The 17949-nt window shown below is 66.2% G+C and carries 18 protein-coding genes; 17 read left to right on the top strand and 1 reads right to left on the bottom strand.

What is annotated here, in order from left to right:
• The first annotated feature begins 35 nt into the window (after positions 1 to 35).
• The 13 genes from AC1Q7O_RS27215 to AC1Q7O_RS27155 all read left to right on the top strand — a co-directional run bounded on the left by AC1Q7O_RS27215 (position 36) and on the right by AC1Q7O_RS27155 (position 11114).
• Positions 36 to 1280: a type II restriction enzyme NmeDI-related protein gene (locus AC1Q7O_RS27215; protein WP_492662454.1), complete on the top strand. Its 1245-nt coding sequence runs from the start codon at positions 36 to 38 to the stop codon at positions 1278 to 1280.
• A gap of 96 nt (positions 1281 to 1376) precedes the next feature.
• A complete protein-coding gene (locus AC1Q7O_RS27210) occupies positions 1377 to 1634 on the top strand; it encodes a heavy-metal-associated domain-containing protein (protein WP_492662452.1) in 258 nt (85 codons plus the stop codon).
• A 146-nt stretch (positions 1635 to 1780) separates the two neighbouring features.
• Positions 1781 to 2068 carry a hypothetical protein gene (locus AC1Q7O_RS27205; protein WP_492662451.1) on the top strand — a complete coding sequence of 96 codons (288 nt, stop codon included), beginning with the start codon at positions 1781 to 1783 and terminating at the stop codon, positions 2066 to 2068.
• A gap of 94 nt (positions 2069 to 2162) precedes the next feature.
• Positions 2163 to 4526, top strand: coding sequence for a copper-transporting P-type ATPase (locus AC1Q7O_RS27200; protein ID WP_492662453.1), 2364 nt, complete (start codon positions 2163 to 2165; stop codon positions 4524 to 4526).
• Positions 4523 to 4990 carry a hypothetical protein gene (locus AC1Q7O_RS27195; protein WP_492662450.1) on the top strand — a complete coding sequence of 156 codons (468 nt, stop codon included), beginning with the start codon at positions 4523 to 4525 and terminating at the stop codon, positions 4988 to 4990. The genes AC1Q7O_RS27200 and AC1Q7O_RS27195 overlap by 4 nt, the downstream gene beginning before the upstream one ends.
• A 93-nt stretch (positions 4991 to 5083) precedes the next feature.
• Entirely contained in the window at positions 5084 to 5356 is a 273-nt protein-coding gene (locus AC1Q7O_RS27190; RefSeq protein WP_343624202.1) for a hypothetical protein, read from the top strand.
• Positions 5357 to 5402: 46 nt separating this feature from the next.
• Positions 5403 to 5660 carry a DUF2933 domain-containing protein gene (locus AC1Q7O_RS27185; RefSeq protein ID WP_343624221.1) on the top strand — a complete coding sequence of 86 codons (258 nt, stop codon included), beginning with the start codon at positions 5403 to 5405 and terminating at the stop codon, positions 5658 to 5660.
• Positions 5661 to 5671: 11 nt separating this feature from the next.
• Positions 5672 to 6337: a methyltransferase family protein gene (locus AC1Q7O_RS27180; RefSeq protein ID WP_492662449.1), complete on the top strand. Its 666-nt coding sequence runs from the start codon at positions 5672 to 5674 to the stop codon at positions 6335 to 6337.
• Between the two features lie 114 nt (positions 6338 to 6451).
• Positions 6452 to 7057 (top strand): LemA family protein, encoded by a 606-nt coding sequence (locus AC1Q7O_RS27175; RefSeq protein WP_343624198.1) that lies wholly within the window; start codon positions 6452 to 6454, stop codon positions 7055 to 7057.
• A gap of 80 nt (positions 7058 to 7137) precedes the next feature.
• A complete protein-coding gene (locus AC1Q7O_RS27170) occupies positions 7138 to 7947 on the top strand; it encodes a TPM domain-containing protein (protein ID WP_343624196.1) in 810 nt (269 codons plus the stop codon).
• A 1-nt stretch (position 7948) separates the two neighbouring features.
• Positions 7949 to 8446, top strand: a complete 498-nt coding sequence (locus AC1Q7O_RS27165; RefSeq protein WP_343624194.1) for a TPM domain-containing protein — start codon at positions 7949 to 7951, stop codon at positions 8444 to 8446.
• Between the two features lie 20 nt (positions 8447 to 8466).
• Complete coding sequence (locus AC1Q7O_RS27160) at positions 8467 to 9825, top strand: MBL fold metallo-hydrolase (RefSeq protein WP_343624193.1); 1359 nt, start codon at positions 8467 to 8469, stop codon at positions 9823 to 9825.
• A 29-nt stretch (positions 9826 to 9854) separates the two neighbouring features.
• Complete coding sequence (locus AC1Q7O_RS27155; protein ID WP_492662448.1) at positions 9855 to 11114, top strand: MgtC/SapB family protein; 1260 nt, start codon at positions 9855 to 9857, stop codon at positions 11112 to 11114.
• Here the strand turns inward: AC1Q7O_RS27155 and AC1Q7O_RS27150 are convergent.
• On the bottom strand, positions 11111 to 11347 hold the full coding sequence (locus AC1Q7O_RS27150) for a DUF2789 domain-containing protein (RefSeq protein WP_343624190.1): 237 nt from the start codon (positions 11345 to 11347) through the stop codon (positions 11111 to 11113). The genes AC1Q7O_RS27155 and AC1Q7O_RS27150 overlap by 4 nt on opposite strands.
• Positions 11348 to 11448: 101 nt before the next feature.
• On the opposite strand from AC1Q7O_RS27150, the gene AC1Q7O_RS27145 reads away from it, so the two are divergent.
• From AC1Q7O_RS27145 to AC1Q7O_RS27130, 4 genes are all read left to right on the top strand, one after another.
• Positions 11449 to 11859 (top strand): hypothetical protein, encoded by a 411-nt coding sequence (locus AC1Q7O_RS27145; protein ID WP_343624189.1) that lies wholly within the window; start codon positions 11449 to 11451, stop codon positions 11857 to 11859.
• Positions 11860 to 11949: 90 nt separating this feature from the next.
• On the top strand, positions 11950 to 13215 hold the full coding sequence (locus AC1Q7O_RS27140) for a TolC family protein (protein ID WP_343624188.1): 1266 nt from the start codon (positions 11950 to 11952) through the stop codon (positions 13213 to 13215).
• A gap of 4 nt (positions 13216 to 13219) precedes the next feature.
• Positions 13220 to 14746: an efflux RND transporter periplasmic adaptor subunit gene (locus tag AC1Q7O_RS27135; RefSeq protein WP_492662447.1), complete on the top strand. Its 1527-nt coding sequence runs from the start codon at positions 13220 to 13222 to the stop codon at positions 14744 to 14746.
• On the top strand, positions 14743 to 17901 hold the full coding sequence (locus AC1Q7O_RS27130) for an efflux RND transporter permease subunit (RefSeq protein WP_492662446.1): 3159 nt from the start codon (positions 14743 to 14745) through the stop codon (positions 17899 to 17901). The genes AC1Q7O_RS27135 and AC1Q7O_RS27130 overlap by 4 nt, the downstream gene beginning before the upstream one ends.
• Positions 17902 to 17949: the final 48 nt, after the last annotated feature.

The raw sequence follows: 17949 nt of genomic DNA, 5'->3' as shown, positions 1-17949 counted from the left end.
AGGCTCCCTCGGGTAGCCTTCAGGAGTGGGTCAGTATTGGACGAGCACCCTGGGTCAGTCGGTCGCGAGCGTCAACAAGCTGGTTCTTGTGGGAGGAGCGGCTCAAGAATTTCCGATCGATCCGGCGCGGCATCGGCCAGGTGGTCAAGGACATCGAGGCCGGCACCTTCGGCAATGCCTACCGCGGCTCGTCCCTGGAGACAGTCGTCGGCTCGGTGGCGGAGCAGCGGCAGATCTTCAAGGGGGCCGACCACGCGTTCCTGTGGAAGCCCAAACTGCGCATTCCGGACATCTACGAGAACGCAGACAACCAGCGCGCATTCGCCCGCCTCCTGCACACCTGCGACTGCTGCGACACGGCACAGGCCGTGGTGGAAGCCATCCAGCGCATCGACACCCTGCAGATTAAGGGGCTTGGGCCAGCGGTGGCTAACCTGCTGTACTTCATCCATCCCACCCTCGTCATGCCCTTCAACACCGCCATCGTGAAAGGCTACAACGCGGTCACGGGCGGCAACGTGAAGCTGGGCCGCTGGGACCATTACCTGTCGATGCGCGAAGGGGCGATCCGTTTGAATGCGCAGCACCGGACACAGTTGTCGAACGACCTCGGTGCGCTGGCTGGCTTGCTCTTCGAGATCGGTTCCGGCCGATACCAGGCGCCGCCCCGGGAGGGTGACGAGAGCCAGCTCAAGGCCTGGGAGGCAGACCTGGCCCAGGTACGTGCGGAATCAGCTGCGCTGCAAAAGCAGTGGGCAGCCGAGCGTGAGAGCGACACGACGCACACGCAGATTCAAGGTTGGCTGCGGGACCTCGGCAAGGCGCTGGGCTTTGACGTCTGGATCGCCAGCAATGACCGCAGCCGCGCCTATGGCGGCGGCCAACTGGGGGACGGCTGCATCGCGGACTTCACGCCGTCAGCCGGCAACGGCGCCGAAACGGTCCGGCTAATCGATGTGGTCTGGCTTGAACGAAACAGCAGTCAGGTTCATGCGGCGTTCGAGGTCGAACACTCCACCTCCATCTACTCCGGCATTGTCCGGATGCTGGACCTGGCGCTTGGAACGACAGTCGGTGCCGGCAGCACTCTGTTCCTCGTGGCGCCGGACAGTCGGCGCGATGACGTCCAGCAGCAACTCCGTCGCCCGGCCTTCTCCCGCGTCTCTGAGCTCGGCATCCGCTACTTGCCCTACAGCCAACTGCAACAACACCGCGAGGCGATGGCGCGTTTCGGCTCCGGGCTCAAGCCCATGCTGGAGATCTCGCAGCTCTTGCACTGAGCGACTTCGGCAGGTGGCATGCGTCAAAAAGCGCTTGACCTTGCCATTGTGGGAAGCTTCAAAGTGAACCCGTCGACTCAAAGACAGGAGTTCCAGATGATCGCTTTCGAAGTCAATGACATGACCTGTGGTCACTGCGTCAGCGCCATCACCCAGGCCGTCAAGCGGGCAGACCCCGCCGCCAAGGTGTCGGTCGATCTCGCGACCAGACGCGTCGAGATCCATGCCTCGGCGGCTGATGGGGCCGCCCTGCAAGCAGCCATCCAGGGAGCGGGCTATTCGCCCAGGTCCGCGCCGCCCGCATCCAGGGCTGGGCCTCAACGCGCAAGCGGTGGCTGCTGCTGCAGCCGTTGAGGCGGATGGCTTGACCGAGGTCAAGGGTTGCGCAGGCTCGTTCAGGGAGCATGCCGCCATGAGCCCCTTCGTGCCAGTCACTCACTTCAGCCGTGCTTGCGCTGACGTGACGGTCACGCGTACCTAGCAACCCACGGGCGGGTCGGGTGTCAGATTGCAACGACAAGGGTACGCTGAAGGCGGCAGAGCTGCTTTCCACGGCCGGCGCTGCGGTCCTGGGCGCTGGTCTTGCCCTTCTTTGGCCGCGGCTGGCCGATTTCGCCATCCCCTTGATCGCAGTCGGTCTGGTGGGGCATGCCACGGGCATGGGCCTCAAGCAACAACTGCAGCGCGGCCAGCCTCAACCCTGGTGGAGCCGCGTGCTGGCGTGGATGTGCTGGCTGGCCACGGCCGGATTGGTCGCTGGGCTCGCCTGGCGCGTCATGAACGGATGAATCGGAGAACAAGATGGACCATCGTCACCACGAACACACCTCGTCCGCCGCCACGCCTCTGGCGCCGGACAGCGCGACGGTCTACACCTGTCCCATGCACCCGGAAGTCCGCCAGGACCACCCCGGAAATTGTCCGAAGTGCGGTATGCACCTGGTGCCGGTCCAAGGCGCGCAAGGTCCGGCAACCACCGCCGAGCATCGCGATCATCAGAGTCACGGGCACAAGCACGAACATGCCGCGCCACAGCCGGCGCCGCTATCCGCCCATGCCCACCATTCATCGGGTCCGGCCACCGCCTTGCGACCCACGGCCGCTGCCGCCGGAGCAGCCTCAGGAGCGGCCGAAACCGCGCCGCCAAGCACGATCTACACCTGCCCGATGCACCCGGAGATCCGCCAAGATCACCCCGGCAGCTGCCCCAAGTGCGGGATGACCTTGGAGCCGTTGATCCCGGAGGCGACGGCCGACGACGACAACCCGGAGCTGCGGGACTTCTCGCGTCGCTTTTGGTGGACCTTGCCCCTGACCGTGGTGGTCACGACGCTCGCTATGGTGGGGCATCGCTTCGGGATCATGGATCCTGCCCAGCAGAGTTGGTTGGAGTTCGTGCTGTCGTTGCCGGTCGTCTTGTGGGCCGGCTGGCCCTTCTTCACCCGATGCTGGCAATCGCTGATCCATCGCAGTCCGAACATGTGGACCTTGATTGGCATCGGCACCGGCGCGGCATTCATCTACAGCGTGGTCGCGACGGCGGCACCTGAGCTCTTTCCGTCCAGCTTTGCAGCCCACGGCCGGATCGGCGTGTACTTCGAGGCTGCTGCGGTCATCATCTCGCTGACCCTGTTGGGGCAGATGCTGGAGCTGAAGGCACGGTCCCAGACGTCCGCTGCGATCAAGTCGCTGCTTGGGCTCGCCCCGAAGACGGCGCGCCGCATCGAGGCGGACGGCAGCGAGGCGGACGTGCCGTTGACGCATGTGCATGTCGGTGACCGCCTGCGCATCCGACCCGGTGAAAAGGTTCCCGTCGACGGGGTGGTGCTCGAAGGCAGCAGCGCCATCGACGAGGCCATGCTCACCGGCGAACCGGTGCCCGTGACCAAGCGACCTGGCGACAAGGTCATCGGCGCCACCATCAACACGACCGGCTCGCTCGTGATGCAGTCGGAGCGCGTGGGCTCGCAGACCATGCTGTCCCAGATCGTGCAGATGGTCGCCCAGGCGCAGCGCTCCAAGGCTCCGATGCAGCGCATGGCCGACCAGGTCGCCGGTTACTTCGTGTTGGTCGTGATCGGCATCGCGCTGTTGGCCTTCTTCGGCTGGGGCCTGTTCGGTGGTGAACAAGGCTGGCTGTTCGGCCTCATCAACGCCGTCTCGGTCCTCATCATTGCCTGTCCATGCGCACTCGGCCTGGCCACGCCCATGTCGATCATGGTCGCCACCGGCAAGGCGGCGACGCAGGGCATCCTGTTCCGCGACGCCTCCGCGATCGAGAACTTCCGGCGCGTGGACACCATGATCGTCGACAAGACCGGCACGTTGACCGAGGGCAAGCCGGCCTTCGACCGGGCGGTAGCCGCGCCGGGCGTGACCGAAGAGGAGGTCCTGCGCCTGGCCGCCAGCCTGGACCAGGGGAGCGAGCATCCGCTGGCGCAGGCCATCGTCGACGCAGCGCGCGCCCGCAAGCTCGCGCTTGCACAAGCCGTGGACTTCGAGTCCTCCACAGGCATCGGCGTCAGGGGCGTGGTCGAGGGCCAGAAGCTCGCACTCGGCAACACGGCCCTCATGGAGCAGGATGGTCTGGACGTGTCGTCCTTGCGCGCCGCAGGGGAGGACATGCGCTCCCAGGGCAGCAGCGTGATGTTCCTGGCACGCGAGGGCCGCCTGCTGGGCATCGTGGCCGTGTCGGATCCCATCAAGCCGAGTACGCCCGAAGCCGTCCAAAGCCTTCATGACGCCGGCATGCGCGTGGTGATGGCCACGGGCGATGGCCTGACCACAGCGCAGTCCGTCGCGAAGAAGCTTGGCATCGACGAAGTCCACGGCGAGGTCAAGCCCGCCGACAAGCTCGCTCTCGTGGATCGCCTTCAGCGCGAAGGCCGCGTCGTTGGCATGGCCGGCGACGGCATCAACGATGCACCAGCCCTCGCCAAGGCCGATGTCGGTGTGGCGATGGGCACCGGCACCGATGTGGCGATGAACAGCGCGCAGGTCACCCTCGTGAAGGGCGACCTGCGCGGTATCGCCCGGGCGCGGGGGATCTCGCAAGCCACGATCGCCAACATGCGCCAGAACCTGGTCTTCGCCTTCGTCTACAACGCACTCGGTGTTCCGGTGGCGGCCGGCGTTCTCTATCCTTTCACCGGCTGGCTCCTGTCGCCCATGATCGCCGCACTGGCCATGAGCCTGTCTTCCGTCAGCGTGGTCTTCAACTCCTTGCGCCTGCGGGGTTCGAAATGAGCCCCAGGCCCTCCGGGTTTCCTGCGTCTGCATCGGGGCAGCAAGGCCTCTCTCGTGCGCTGATTGGCTTTTGCGGCGTCTGGATGGTGGGGCTCGGTGCGTACTTCATCCTGGTGCGCCCGGCGTTGCTGCCAGAGGACGTGCGCTACATCGGCTTTAATCCTGACGACATCGAGCGCCAGTTGCCTGGCTTGAAAGCGTGGCTGGGGCATGTCTTCACCGTCATGGGCGGCTTCATGGCCGGTGCGGGCGTCCTCGTGCTGCAACTCGTGCGCAGGGGCGTCTGGGACGGTCCCGGCATGACATGGACGCTGGCCACGGCCGGTGCGCTGACGGTCGTGCTGATGAGCGCCATCAACTTCTCCATCCACTCGGACTTTCGCTGGCTGCTGTTGGTGCCCGCCATCCTGTGGGCGCTCGCGTTGGCCCTGACGCTGACCGGCGATGGCCGCGACAGGACGTGAGCCTCGTTCTGTGCTTTGGTTGATCGCTGTCAAGTGCCCGGACATGGGTCTGCCTAAGCTGACGATGTATCGCAACCCGCTGAGGAGTTACTCATGAAGAACGTCATCCCCGCCGTCATCACCTCCTTCGGTCTGGCCCTCGCTTCGGGTGCCGCCCTTGCCCAGCCCATGGGGGCCTCCGCACCGATGGGTGCCGCCTCCATGCCTCACGACTGCAAGGCCAAGCACGACCATGGTGCCGATCGTGGTGCCCCCAGCGGTGCCACGATGAACTGTGCCAAGAGCCCCGACGAGGCTGCATCCGCACCGGCCAAGAAGAAGGTCAAGCCGCACGACCATGCCAAGTTCCACAAGAACCAGGGCTGATTGAGCAACGACGCCGCCGCGAGGCGGTTTGGAGGATGCCATGGACATGAATACGCATGAGCATGCGCAGCGCCAGTCGCGATCGAGGTGGGTCTTCATCCTCTTCGCGTTGATCGCGCTGTTCTTCCTGCTCAGCGAACACCGCGCGCATTTTTTCGGCGCGCTGCCGTATCTCTTGCTGTTCGCCTGCCCGCTGCTCCACCTCTTCCACGGACACGGGCACGGGCACCATCACGGTTCGGACCAAGGCTCCTCGAGCGGTCAAGGGCCAGGTGCCGGACCCGTTGACCCCTCGTCGCGCTGATTGGAGGCAACATGGACCCCACCAATGCATCGGGCTACGGGCTGTGGTCGCTCGTCATCCTGAACTCCCTGGTCTTCATCATCTTTGCGTTCAGCTTTGCCAAGCCGCAGAGCGCACGCGACTGGCGCTCGTTCGGTGCCTTTTCAGCGTTTCTCGTGGCGCTGTTCACCGAGATGTACGGGTTCCCGCTGACGATCTACCTGTTGTCCGGATGGCTGACGACCAAGTTCCCGGGCGTTGACTTCGCGACTCACGACGCCGGCCATCTGCTCGAAGTCGTGTTTGGCTGGAAGACCAACCCTCATTTCGGCCCCTTCCATCTGCTCAGTTCCGTCCTGATCTTTGGCGGCTTCTGGCTGCTGTCGGCGGCCTGGAACGTCCTCTGGCAAGCCCAGCGGATGCACACCCTCGCCACGGCAGGTGCGTACGCAAGGATGCGGCACCCGCAGTACGTCGGATTCACGCTGATCATGATGGGCTTCCTCTTCCAGTGGCCCACCCTGGTCACGCTCGCCATGTTCCCGGTGCTCGTCTTCATGTACGTGAGGCTGGCGCTGCGAGAGGAGCGCGACTCGGAGCGCGAGTTCGGCGAACTGTGGCGCGACTACGCGCAGAGAACGCCTCGATTCTTCCCCCGGTTCAACAAGGCCGAACAAGGTGACTGGCGGACGATCTGATGGAGCCTGGCCGGCCAGACAACAGGGTCGGTCCGGGTACGACGATTGCCCGCGCTGCTGCGCTTGTCGCCTCGCCCCCCAGCGCAACTACTTTTAAGACGTGGAGCGTCAACCATGAGATCCATCCTGCAGGTCCTGTTCGCGTTCGTGCTGCTGCAGCTCGGCGGGTGTGGCTACAACGAATTTCAGAAACTGGACGAGCAGACCAAGTCGGCGTGGTCGGAAGTGCTGAACCAATACCAGCGCCGTGCCGACCTGATTCCCAACATCGTGGCCACGGTGAAGGGGGAAACCACCTTCGAACAGGACACGCTCACGAAGGTAGTCGAAGCCCGCGCAAAGGCTACGTCCATTCAAGCCACACCCGAGCTGATCAACAACCCCGAGGCCTTCCAGAAGTTCCAGGCGGCGCAGGGTGAACTGTCCGGCGCGTTGAGCAGGCTGCTTGTGGTGAGCGAGAACTATCCGCAGCTCAAGGCCAATCAGGCGTTCCAGGATCTTCGCGCCCAGCTCGAAGGCACGGAGAACCGGATCACCGTCGCGCGCGGTCGTTACGTCAAGGCCGTTCAGGACTACAACGTGCTGGCGCGCAGCTTTCCGACGAATTTGACCGCCAAGGCGTTCGGCTATGACGTGAAGGCGAATTTCACGGTCACCGACGAGAAGGCCCTGTCGACGCCGCCCAAGGTGGACTTCACGGCGCCGGCAGCCAGCCGCTGATCATGGGCGGCTCGCCATCCCGGCGTCCGGCTACCCGCGGGTGGGTTGCGCATCTGTTGCTGTGGCTGGCGCTCTTTGGGATGAGCTTGATCGCTGCCGCACAAGACGTACTGCCGGTGCCGGCGCTCAGCGCCCGCATCACCGATCAGACGCAGACGCTCTCCCAGGACACGCTGGTCCAGCTCGATACCAAGCTCCGGGCCTTCGAGGCGCGCAAAGGCGTGCAGCTGGCCGTGTTGATGGTTCGCTCGACCGCGCCTGAGCCCATTGAACAATACGCGTTGCGGGTCGCGGAACAGTGGAAGCTCGGTCGGCAACGGGTGGACGACGGCGCGCTGCTGCTTGTCGCGAAAGAGGATCGCGCCGTCCGCATCGAGGTGGGCTACGGGGTCGAGGGCGCCCTGAGCGACGTTATCGCTCGTCGCATCATCGACGAGCAGATCAAGCCGCGATTCCGCAGCGGTGACTTCGACGGCGGCATCACCGCCGGGGTCGAGCAGATGATGCGTGTCATCGACGGTGAAGAACTGCCCGCGCCAAGGGGCCGCTCACGCGAATCCTCGAACGACCCGGGACAGATCTGGCCGGTCGTCATAGTCATGGCGGCCGCGCTGGGGGGCGTGTTGCGACGCCTGTTCGGGCGTGTAGGCGGTGCCGTGATCGCAGGCGGCGTGCTCGGCGGCCTGACCTGGTTCGTGGCGGGTGCGGTGACGACGGCCGCACTGGCTGGCTTGGCAGCATTTGGCGTGACCCTGCTCGGGCTGGGCATGGGTGGCCTCATGGGCGGCATGTCGGGTCGTCACCGTGGGTCCGGCTGGTCAGGAGGAGACGGAGGCTTCCGAGGTGGTGGCGGTGGCTTTGGGGGCGGTGGCGCGTCCGGGCGGTGGTGACATGAAGTTCCAGCGGATCCTTCGACATCTCTTCACGACACAGCGTGCAGTCAGGGCTGCGTTCTCCTCTGAAACCCTCGATGCCGTCGAAGAGGCCATCCGCCATGGCGAGGCATCGCATGGTGGACAGGTGAGATTCGCAGTGGAAGCGAGCCTGGACGGATCGCCGCTGTGGCAAGGACAGTCAGCGCGCGAGCGTGCGGTCGACTTGTTCGCCCAGCTGCGAATCTGGGACACCGAGCACAACAGCGGAGTGTTGATCTACGTGCTTCTCGCGGATCGCGCCGTGGAGATCGTCGCGGATCGCGGTATCCACGCCTGTTGTGGCTCGGAGGCCTGGAGCCGGATCTGCACGGAGATGCAGCGGCAGTTTGGCGACGGAGGGTTCGCTGAGGGCTCGGTGGCGGGCGTCCGATCCGTCGGGGAACTGCTGAGGCAGCACTTCCCACGAGGCTTGGCTGGAGCCAACGAGTTGCCGGACCGGCCGGTCTTGCTTTGAAGACCTATCAGGAGGATTCGATGGAACTTCAGTTTCTGGGAGCGACAGGAACCGTGACCGGTTCGAAATACCTGGTCCGTCATGGCACCTCGAAGGTATTGGTGGACTGTGGCTTGTTCCAGGGCTTCAAGCAGCTGCGCCGGCGCAACTGGGAGCCACTGCCAGCCGCTCCCGCTGATATCGATGCCGTCCTGCTGACCCACGCCCACATCGACCACAGCGGCTACATCCCGCTGCTGGCCAGACAGGGGTTCCGCGGCAAGGTCTTCTGCACCTCGGCGACTTTTGACCTGTGCAAGGTGCTGCTGCCGGACAGCGGCCATCTGCAGGAGGAAGAGGCGGAGTACGCGAATCGCCACGCCTTTTCCAAACACAAGCCCGCCTTGCCGCTGTACACGCGAGAGGACGCAGAGCGGTGCCTGCGTCTGTTCTCGCCCCAGGCTTTCAGCGAGTCATTTGAGCCGGTGCCGGGGCTGCAGGCTCGGCTCGACCCCTCGGGCCACATGTTGGGCTCATCCTTCATCCGCCTCAGCGATGGCCAGCGCTCGATCCTGTTCTCCGGCGACATTGGCCGCCCCAACGACCCCGTCTTGAAGGCGCCGGCGCAGGTTGACGGCGCCGACTACCTCGTGGTGGAGTCGACCTACGGCAACCGGACCCACGAGCCGTCGGACGCCTTGGAAAAGCTCGCGGAGGTCATCAACCGCACCGCGGCAAGAGGTGGCGTGCTGGTCATTCCGGCCTTTGCCGTAGGCCGGGCGCAGAGCCTGCTGTACGGCATCTACTTGCTCAAGCAGCGAGGGCTCATCCACCACCTGCCGGTGTACCTGGACAGCCCCATGGCAACGGACGCCACCCGGATTTATCACGCTCATCGGTCCGAGCACCGCCTGTCGCCCGAGGAGTGCGAAGGGATGTGCCACGCGGCCACCATCGTCAACAAGGCCGAGGACTCCAAGGCGTTGAGCGCCAAGCGCGGCCCGATGGTCATCATCTCCGCCAGCGGCATGGCGACCGGTGGCCGTGTCGTCCACCACCTGAAGGCCTTTGCCCCCGACCGGCGCAACACCATCCTCTTTGCCGGCTACCAAGCCGGCGGGACCCGGGGCGCGACGATCCTGAGCGGTGCGCCCACGGTGCGCATCCACGGCGAGGACGTGCCCGTACGCGCGGAGGTCGATGCCCTGGAGAACTTGTCCGCGCATGCGGATGCAGGCGAAATCCTCGCCTGGATGCGCGGCTTCTCGCAGATACCGCGCCACACGTTCGTGACGCACGGAGAGCCCCAGGCGGCCGACACGATGCGCGGACGCATCGAGCACGACCTGGGGTGGCCGGCCGCCGTCCCGGACTATCTGCAGACCGTCGAACTGACGTGAGCCGCGTCTCCTGACCATGAAGCGCGGCAGTGACTGATCTGGATCTCACGACCCTGACAGGCCTGGGCCTGGCGTTGGCAACCGGCTCACTGATCGGTCTCGAACGTGGTTGGCACCAGCGGGAGATTCCGGACGGCCACAGGGTGGCCGGCCTCCGCACCTTCGCGCTGTTGGGCCTGCTCGGCGGCCTGGGCAGTGTCCTTGCCCAGAGCTGGGGAGGTGCCGTACTCGCGGCGCTTGCGCTGCTTGTCGGCATGTTCCTGCTGGCGGGCTACCTCGTCACCGTCCGCATGCACACCGTCATGGGACTGACGACTTACGTGGCGGCGCTCGTGACCTTCGCCATCGGTGCCATCGCGGCCAGCGGCGCGTGGCGCATGTCCGCAGTCGCGGCGGTTCTCGTCATGGCGCTGCTGCAATTCAAGCGGCCCCTGCACGCCAGCATCAGCAAGCTTTCGGAGACGGAGTTGGCCAGCGGCACGCAGCTGCTCCTGATCAGCGTGGTCGCGCTGCCCGTCCTGCCAGATCGCGGCTTCGGGCCCTATCAGGCCCTGAATCCTTACCGCCTCTGGTGGGCGGTCGTCCTGCTGTCCGTCCTGTCGTTCCTGGGCTTTGTGCTGATGCGCTGGCTCGGCACCAAGCGAGGCTTGACCCTCACCGCGTTGCTCGGTGGGATTGTTTCGAGCACTGCGACCACGGCGTCGTTGGCGCGCTGGTCGCGCCAAACGCCGGCGTGGCGGCCCCTGGCCGCGGTCGGCGCGGTCCTCGCTTGCTCCGCAATGTTTGCGCGCATGGCAGTGCTGGTCGCCATTGCCGCCCCCGCGCTTGGCGTCGGGCCCGTGCGGGTCTTTGGATCCATGGCCCTGGCCGGCGCTGCGTTTGGGGCCCTGGCGGCCATGCGTGGCGCGAGCGATGAGCCACCCGACCTGCAGATCGGCAACCCGCTGAGGCTCAGTTCGGCAATTCAGTTCGCAGCCTTCCTTGGCGCCGTCACCGTCGCTGGACGATTCCTTGCCGATCGGTTTGGCGATGCAGGCCTGATGATCACGTCTGCGGTGTCGGGTCTCGTCGACGTCGATGCCATCACGCTGTCCGTGGGGCGCATGGTTGCGGAAGAGGCCGTGGGCGCGAACGTCGCCACACTGGGGCTCTTCATCGCTGCAACGGTCAACCAAGTCACGAAGCTGGGACTTGCCACCGTGCTGGACGGCCCCGCGCTCTCGTTGCGAATCCTGCCGGCCTATCTCCTCATGGGAGCGGTCGGCCTCGGCGTGGCACTCGCCGGCTAAACCCGGTGCAGGGCCGCGTTCAGCTGGTCGGCCACCTCGGCCCAGTCCGCATCTTGCGCAATCAGTTCCGCCAGCAGCTGCGCCTGGCCTGGGGTCCAGAAAGACGCCTCTTCAAGGCGCGTGCCGGCCGGAACCGGCGAGTGCCGGGCGATGAACTCGCGGATGGCCTCGACGTCGGACGGCAGGCCCAGCTGCGCGAAGAGTTCGGTGAAGCGGTGAAACGACTTTTCCATCGTGGAGATTCTGAAGGAGGCAGGACATTGCCGTCCTGCGCATACGTCCTGACTTTGATCTACGTCTAATGGCAAGGCCCGCGCGGCTATAGACTTTGAGCATGTCGCTGAAAAAGGCCTACCGCCGCTGGATCGCAAGCATGCTTGCGCTCGCGCTGGTATGCACGCAGCTGTTGACGGCAGCCTATGCCTGTCCTGTGCCGTCTGCGTCGGAGCCAGAGTCAACGACCTTGATGGCGGGCATGCCCGACTGTGACCAGATGTCCGGCATGGACGTCGAACAGCCGCAGCTCTGCAAGGCGCATTGCGACCGCGATAAGCAAACCGTCAACAACGCGCCGGCAAACGACCTCTCACCTGCCGCCATCATCCTCGACCGGTTGCTCACCCGGCTGGCGCTGTGGGTGTCACCCGATGCGGCCGAGGCGCTCCCCGCGGTCATCACCGCGCACACCGGACCGCCCGACGGCGCCCCGCCGGTCTACCTCGCTCTCCAAGTCCTGCGTAATTGACCCCTGAGGTTCGCGTGGCCGCGGTTGCGGCGGCGCGTCCACGTCTTGCGATCGTGGCTGATCGCTTCCAGGGTCTTTTGGAGAGCCGACATGGCCAACTTCTTTCGGGCAGGACCGAGGTCCCGCTCCCTTGTCGCCAGCCGTCTTGCGCTGGCGGCTGTCCTCGCCATCATTCCGACAGTGCAAGCCTCACCGATAGGCTTCGAGCAGGCGTTGCAGCTCGCCGAACAGCGATCGGCGGCCCTTGCGGCCCGACAGGCCACCGCCGACGGCGCACAGCAGGCGCGCACCGCCGCCGGGCAGCTGCCCGATCCGAAGCTGGCTGTCGGCGTCGAGAACTTCCCCGTCTCCGGGCCGGACCGGTTCAGCTGGAACCGCGAGTCGATGACCATGCGCCGGGTCGGCGTCATGCAGGACGTACCAAACGCCGCCAAGCGCGCCGCGCAGCGCGAGGCTGCCGGCGCCAAGGCCGAGCGTGAGCGCTCGATGCTGGAGACGGAGCGACTGGCCGTTCGTCGGGAGGCAGCCCTGGCATGGCTGAGCCTGCACTTCGCAGAGAAGAAGCTCGCTGCCTTCGGTGCGCTCGAACTGCAGAACCGCTTGCTGCAGGACACCCTGGCGGCGCGCGTGACTTCGGGCGCGGCGAGCCCGTCGGAGGCACTGATGGCGCGGCAGGATGCTCTTGACCTGGCGGACCGCCGGGATGAGTTGCTCGCGGGTGTCGAGCAGGCCCGCGCGCTGCTCAAACGCTGGACCGGAGATCAGCCCGACCTGTCTGCGGACGGTGAGGCGCCCGATCTGCAGCCTGACTTGTCCCGGCTGCTGGGCGATCTGGACCGCCATGTCGACTTGCGTGCCTTCACTCCCATGCTTGCCATGGCACAGGCGGATGTCGACGAGGCCAGGGCCATGCGCCAGGGTGATTGGGGATGGGAGGTCGCCTACGCGAACCGCGCGCGGGCTTTCGGCGACATGGTGTCCTTCCAGCTGACGTTCGAGCTTCCGGTGTCCAAGGCCACGCGCCAGGAGCCCGTGATCGCGTCCCGACAAAAGGAGGTGGAGCGGCTGCAGGCAGAGCGCGATGACGCGCTGCGCCGTGTTCGGGCCGAAGTCGATGCCCAGGTCGCCGAGCTTCAACGCCTGGAGCGGGCGCTGCAGCGCCAGCAGAGCCAGACCTTGCCGCTCGCGCAGGAACGCGCCCAGGTGACGCTGGCCAGTTATCAGACCGGCCGGGCTGACCTCGGTGCCGTTCTCGCTGCCCGCAAGAACGCCATCGAGGCTCAGTTGCGCGCGCTCGACCTTCAAAGCCAGGTCTCCGCCCAACAGGCGCGCCTGTCCCATCTCATTGCGGAGTGACCTCATGACCTCCAACAAGAAGTTCCCCCTGGCCGCTGTTGCCCTTGTCGTTCTCGGCGTGGGCATGGGCTACGGCGTTGCCCAATGGCGCTCGGCAATGCCCGCCACTGCCGCTCACTCGGATGCGTCGCACGCGGGCGCTGCGGCAAGCGCCCCGACGAGCGAGCGCAAGGTGCTGTACTGGTACGACCCCATGTCGCCGCAGCAGAAGTTCGACAAGCCCGGCAAGTCGCCCTTCATGGATATGCAGTTGGTGCCGAAGTACGCCGACGAGGTGCCGGCTGGCGGCGTCGCGGTCGACCCGCGCGTGGCGCAGACGCTGGGCGTGCGGACCGCCACGGCCACGAAGCAGCGCCTGGGGATGTCGCTGCAGGTGCCGGCCACTGTGATGCTCAATGAGCGAGATGTCGCCATCCCCCAGGCCAGGACGGCTGGCTTCGTGCAGCGCGTGGCGCGCCTGGCGCCCGGCGACGTGATTCCAGCTGGGGCCTTCATTGCCGAACTGCTGGTGCCGGAGTGGGCAGGTGCACAGCAGGAATATCTCGCGGTGCGGCGTACCGGTGACGAAGCGCTCACGGCAGCCGCGAGGCAGCGCTTGGTGCTGATGGGCATGCCGCCGGACCTGGTCCAACGGGTGGAACGCAGCGGCCAGGTCGAGGCGGTGACCATCATCCAGGCGCCGAGCGGTGGCTTGGTCCAGGAGCTGATGGTGCGCCCAGGCATGACGGTCTCGCAAGGCATGAGCCTGGCGCGCATCACCGGCCTGTCTTCCGTCTGGGTGGAGGCCGCGCTACCCGAGGCACAAGCCGCTGCCGCGCGCGTCGGCGAGCGCGTGGACGTCGTGTTGTCGGCCTTTCCGGGCCAGACGCTCCACGGCAAGGTCAGCGCCGTGCTGCCGGAAGCCAATGCTGACACCCGCACGCTGCGGGTACGCGCCGATCTGCCGAACCCCGGCGGCCGGTTGCGCGCCGGCATGTTTGCGCAGATGCGGCTGGGCACGGCTTCCGAGGAAGCATTGGTCGTGCCGGCCGAAGCCGTCATTCGCACGGGTCAGCGCGCCATCGTCTACGTCGTGGATCAACCGGGGCGCTTCACTCCCGTCGAGGTACGCGTCGGCCGTGAGCTGGGGGACAAGCTGGAAGTGCTGCAGGGCCTGCAGCCGGGCCAGCAGGTGGTGGCCTCGGGCCAGTTCCTGATCGACTCGGAAGCCAGCATGCAGGGCGTCCTGCAGCGTCAGGCCAGCCCGGCGGCGGAGGCGGCAAGTGCTGCCTCCGCCCCTGCAGCTGCAGGCATGGCCGTCCATTCCGCCATGGGAAAGGTCGTCGCCATCAACGGCAGCGAAGTGACGCTGAACCACGAGGCGGTGCCCGCCCTGAAATGGCCGGCGATGGAGATGGCGTTTCCGCTGGCCCAGCCGGGACTGGCCCAAGGACTGAAGCCAGGTGACACGGTCCGTTTCTCCTTCCACGAGGCCAAGGAGGGCTTTGAGATCGTGGACATGCGCCGCGAGTCGAAGGGAGGTACTCGATGATCGCCGCCCTGATCCGCTGGTCGGTCGGCAACCGCTTCCTGGTGCTGCTGGCCACCTTGTTCCTGGCCGTCGCCGGCGTGCTGTCGCTGCGCACGACGCCCATCGACGCGCTTCCCGACCTGTCGGACGTGCAGGTCATCATCCGCACCAGCTACCCCGGCCAAGCGCCGCAGATCGTCGAGAACCAGGTGACCTACCCGTTGGCCACCACGATGCTGTCGGTGCCGGGCGCCAAAGCCGTTCGGGCGTTCTCCTTCTTCGGCGACTCCTTCGTCTACGTGCTGTTCGAGGACGGCACCGACCTCTACTGGGCCCGCTCCCGCGTGCTGGAGTACCTCAGCCAGGTGCAGGGCCGGCTGCCCGCCACGGCGAAGGCGTCTCTGGGGCCCGATGCGACGGGCGTGGGCTGGGTCTTCCAGTACGCCCTGGTGGACCGCACCGGGCAGCGTGACCTGTCGCAGTTGCGCGCGCTTCAGGACTGGTTCTTGAAGTTCGAGCTCAAGGCGGTCGCCAACGTGGCCGAGGTCGCGACGGTCGGCGGCATGGTCAAGCAGTACCAGGTGGTGGTCGACCCTGCCAAGCTCATCGCCTACGGCATCACGCACAACCAGGTGCGCGATGCGCTGATGAACGGCAACCAGGAGACCGGGGGCGCTGTCCTGGAACTCGCCGAGGCCGAGTACATGGTGCGCGCGGGCGGCTTCCTGAAGTCCCTGGACGACTTCAAAAGCATCGTGCTGGCCAACCGCAACGGCGTGCCGGTGCTGCTGGGCCAGGTCGCGACCGTGCAGGTGGGCCCTGAGATGCGCCGCGGCATCACGGAACTGGACGGCGAAGGCGAAGCGGTGGGCGGCGTGGTGATCCTGCGCACCGGCAAGAACGCCCAGGCCACCATCGCAGCGGTCAAGGACAAGCTCAAGCAGCTGCAGACGAGCCTGCCCAAGGGCGTCGAGATCGTCACAACCTACGACCGCAGCTCGTTGATCGAGCGTGCCATCGACAACCTGTCGCACAAGCTGGTCGAGGAATTCATCGTCGTGGCCCTCGTGTGCGCCGTCTTCCTGTGGCATTTGCGCTCGGCGCTGGTGGCCATCATTTCGCTGCCGCTGGGCGTCATGGCCGCCTTTCTCGTCATGCAACAGCAGGGACTCAACGCCAACATCATGTCCCTGGGCGGCATCGCCATCGCCATCGGCGCCATGGTGGACGCGGCCGTCGTCATGATCGAGAACGCCCACAAGAAGCTGGAAGCCTGGCAGCACGCCCATCCGGGTGAAGAACTCAAGGGCGAGGCGCGCTGGACCGTGATCACCGAGGCGGCCGTCGAGGTCGGGCCGGCGTTGTTCTTCTCCCTGCTCATCATCACGCTGTCCTTCGTTCCGGTCTTCACGTTGCAGGCCCAGGAGGGACGGCTGTTCGGCCCGCTGGCCTACACCAAGACCTATGCGATGGCGGCGGCCGCCGGCCTGTCCGTCACCCTGATCCCTGTGCTGATGGGCTACTGGATCCGTGGTCGCATTCCGGACGAGCACCGCAATCCCATCACGCGCGGGCTAATTGCTCTGTATCAGCCGGCGCTGGAGGTCGTCCTGCGCTGGCCCAAGGCCACGCTGCTGGTGGCGATCGCCGTGTTCGCCACCACCGCGTGGCCGCTCATGCGCCTGGGTGGCGAGTTCCTGCCGCCGCTGGACGAGGGCGACCTGCTGTACATGCCCTCGGCGCTGCCGGGCCTCTCAGCTCAGAAGGCCGCCGAGCTGCTTCAGATCACCGACCGGATGATCAAGACGGTGCCCGAGGTGAAGCGGGTATTCGGCAAGGCCGGTCGCGCGGAGACCGCCACCGACCCCGCGCCGGTCGAGATGTTCGAGACGACGATCCAGCTCAAGCCCCGGCAGGAGTGGCGGGCCGGCATGACGCCAGAAAAGTTGGTCGAGGAGCTCGACCGCACGGTGAAGGTGCCGGGCCTGTCAAACATCTGGATTCCGCCGATCCGCAACCGCATCGACATGCTGGCCACGGGCATCAAGAGCCCCATCGGCGTGAAGGTGTCCGCCACCGACCTGACCGCCATCGACAGGATCGCCGCCCAGATCGAGGCTGTGGCGAAGAAGGTACCGGGTGTCAGCTCCGCGCTGGCCGAGCGTCTCACCGGTGGCCGATACGTGGACGTTCAGATCGACCGCGCGGCGGCCGCGCGCTATGGGCTGAACGTCAGTGACGTCCAGTCGGTGATTTCCGGCACCATCGGCGGCGAGAACATCGGCGAGACCGTGGAGGGCCTGGCGCGGTTTCCGATCAACCTGCGCTACCCGCGTGAGCTGCGGGACAGCCCTGAAAAGCTGCGCCAGCTGCCGGTGCTGACGCCCAACGGCCAGCAAGTGACGCTGGGCACGCTGGCCACCGTAGCGCTCGTCGATGGGCCGCCAATGCTCAAGAGCGAGAACGCGCGCCCGTCGGGATGGATCTACATCGACGTGCGCGGCCGCGACATTGCGTCTGTCGTCGGGGATTTGCGGCGTGCGGTGGCCGAGCAGGTGAAGCTGGAGCCCGGCATGAGCCTGGCGTACTCCGGCCAGTTCGAATTCATGGAGCGGGCCAATGAGCGGCTGAAGGTGGTGGTGCCGGCGACGCTGCTCATCATCTTCGTGCTGCTGTACCTGACGTTCCGCAGCGCCAGCGAGGCCGCGCTCATCATGGCGACCTTGCCCCTGGCACTGACCGGTGGCGTCTGGTTCCTCTACCTGCTGGGCTACAACCTGTCCGTGGCCACCGGCGTGGGCTTCATCGCGCTCGCTGGCGTGTCGGCCGAGTTCGGCGTGGTGATGCTGCTGTATCTGAAGCATGCGCTGGAGGACCGGGTGCGCGCAGGCTCAACAATCACTTGGGAGGTCGTGCTGGACGCGATCCGCGAGGGCGCGGTGCTGCGGGTGCGACCGAAGGCCATGACCGTCGCCGTCATCCTTGCCGGCCTGCTGCCCATCGTCTGGGGCTCGGGCACGGGTTCCGAAGTCATGAGCCGCATCGCCGCGCCCATGCTGGGTGGAATGGTGACAGCGCCGCTGCTGTCGCTGTTCGTTGTGCCGGCGGCTTTTGCGCTGATGCGTCGGCAGTCGGCTGGGTCGCGCGCGGACGAGCCCGAGAGCTCGGCGAAGTGAGTGTCCAGCAGCGCTGAGGGCACTGGCGCTGGCCGGCACGCGCCGACG

Source organism: Roseateles sp. GW823-FHT07B05 (assembly GCF_058794515.1).
The sequence above is the reverse complement of the archived record's forward strand: the minus strand, read 5'-3'. Positions and strand labels throughout refer to the sequence as shown.

What these genes read in the sequence shown, in the direction of transcription:
- AC1Q7O_RS27145 (WP_343624189.1), top strand. Translation starts at nt 11,449, where the DNA reads ATGTCGCTGAAAAAGGCCTACCGCCGCTGGATCGCAAGCATGCTTGCG.
- AC1Q7O_RS27150 (WP_343624190.1), bottom strand. Translation starts at nt 11,347, where the DNA reads ATGGAAAAGTCGTTTCACCGCTTCACCGAACTCTTCGCGCAGCTGGGC.
- AC1Q7O_RS27160 (WP_343624193.1), top strand. Translation starts at nt 8,467, where the DNA reads ATGGAACTTCAGTTTCTGGGAGCGACAGGAACCGTGACCGGTTCGAAA.
- AC1Q7O_RS27185 (WP_343624221.1), top strand. Translation starts at nt 5,403, where the DNA reads ATGAATACGCATGAGCATGCGCAGCGCCAGTCGCGATCGAGGTGGGTC.
- AC1Q7O_RS27135 (WP_492662447.1), top strand. Translation starts at nt 13,220, where the DNA reads ATGACCTCCAACAAGAAGTTCCCCCTGGCCGCTGTTGCCCTTGTCGTT.
- AC1Q7O_RS27170 (WP_343624196.1), top strand. Translation starts at nt 7,138, where the DNA reads ATGAGCTTGATCGCTGCCGCACAAGACGTACTGCCGGTGCCGGCGCTC.
- AC1Q7O_RS27140 (WP_343624188.1), top strand. Translation starts at nt 11,950, where the DNA reads ATGGCCAACTTCTTTCGGGCAGGACCGAGGTCCCGCTCCCTTGTCGCC.
- AC1Q7O_RS27200 (WP_492662453.1), top strand. Translation starts at nt 2,163, where the DNA reads ATGCACCCGGAAGTCCGCCAGGACCACCCCGGAAATTGTCCGAAGTGC.
- AC1Q7O_RS27130 (WP_492662446.1), top strand. Translation starts at nt 14,743, where the DNA reads ATGATCGCCGCCCTGATCCGCTGGTCGGTCGGCAACCGCTTCCTGGTG.
- AC1Q7O_RS27180 (WP_492662449.1), top strand. Translation starts at nt 5,672, where the DNA reads ATGGACCCCACCAATGCATCGGGCTACGGGCTGTGGTCGCTCGTCATC.
- AC1Q7O_RS27195 (WP_492662450.1), top strand. Translation starts at nt 4,523, where the DNA reads ATGAGCCCCAGGCCCTCCGGGTTTCCTGCGTCTGCATCGGGGCAGCAA.
- AC1Q7O_RS27190 (WP_343624202.1), top strand. Translation starts at nt 5,084, where the DNA reads ATGAAGAACGTCATCCCCGCCGTCATCACCTCCTTCGGTCTGGCCCTC.
- AC1Q7O_RS27175 (WP_343624198.1), top strand. Translation starts at nt 6,452, where the DNA reads ATGAGATCCATCCTGCAGGTCCTGTTCGCGTTCGTGCTGCTGCAGCTC.
- AC1Q7O_RS27165 (WP_343624194.1), top strand. Translation starts at nt 7,949, where the DNA reads ATGAAGTTCCAGCGGATCCTTCGACATCTCTTCACGACACAGCGTGCA.
- AC1Q7O_RS27210 (WP_492662452.1), top strand. Translation starts at nt 1,377, where the DNA reads ATGATCGCTTTCGAAGTCAATGACATGACCTGTGGTCACTGCGTCAGC.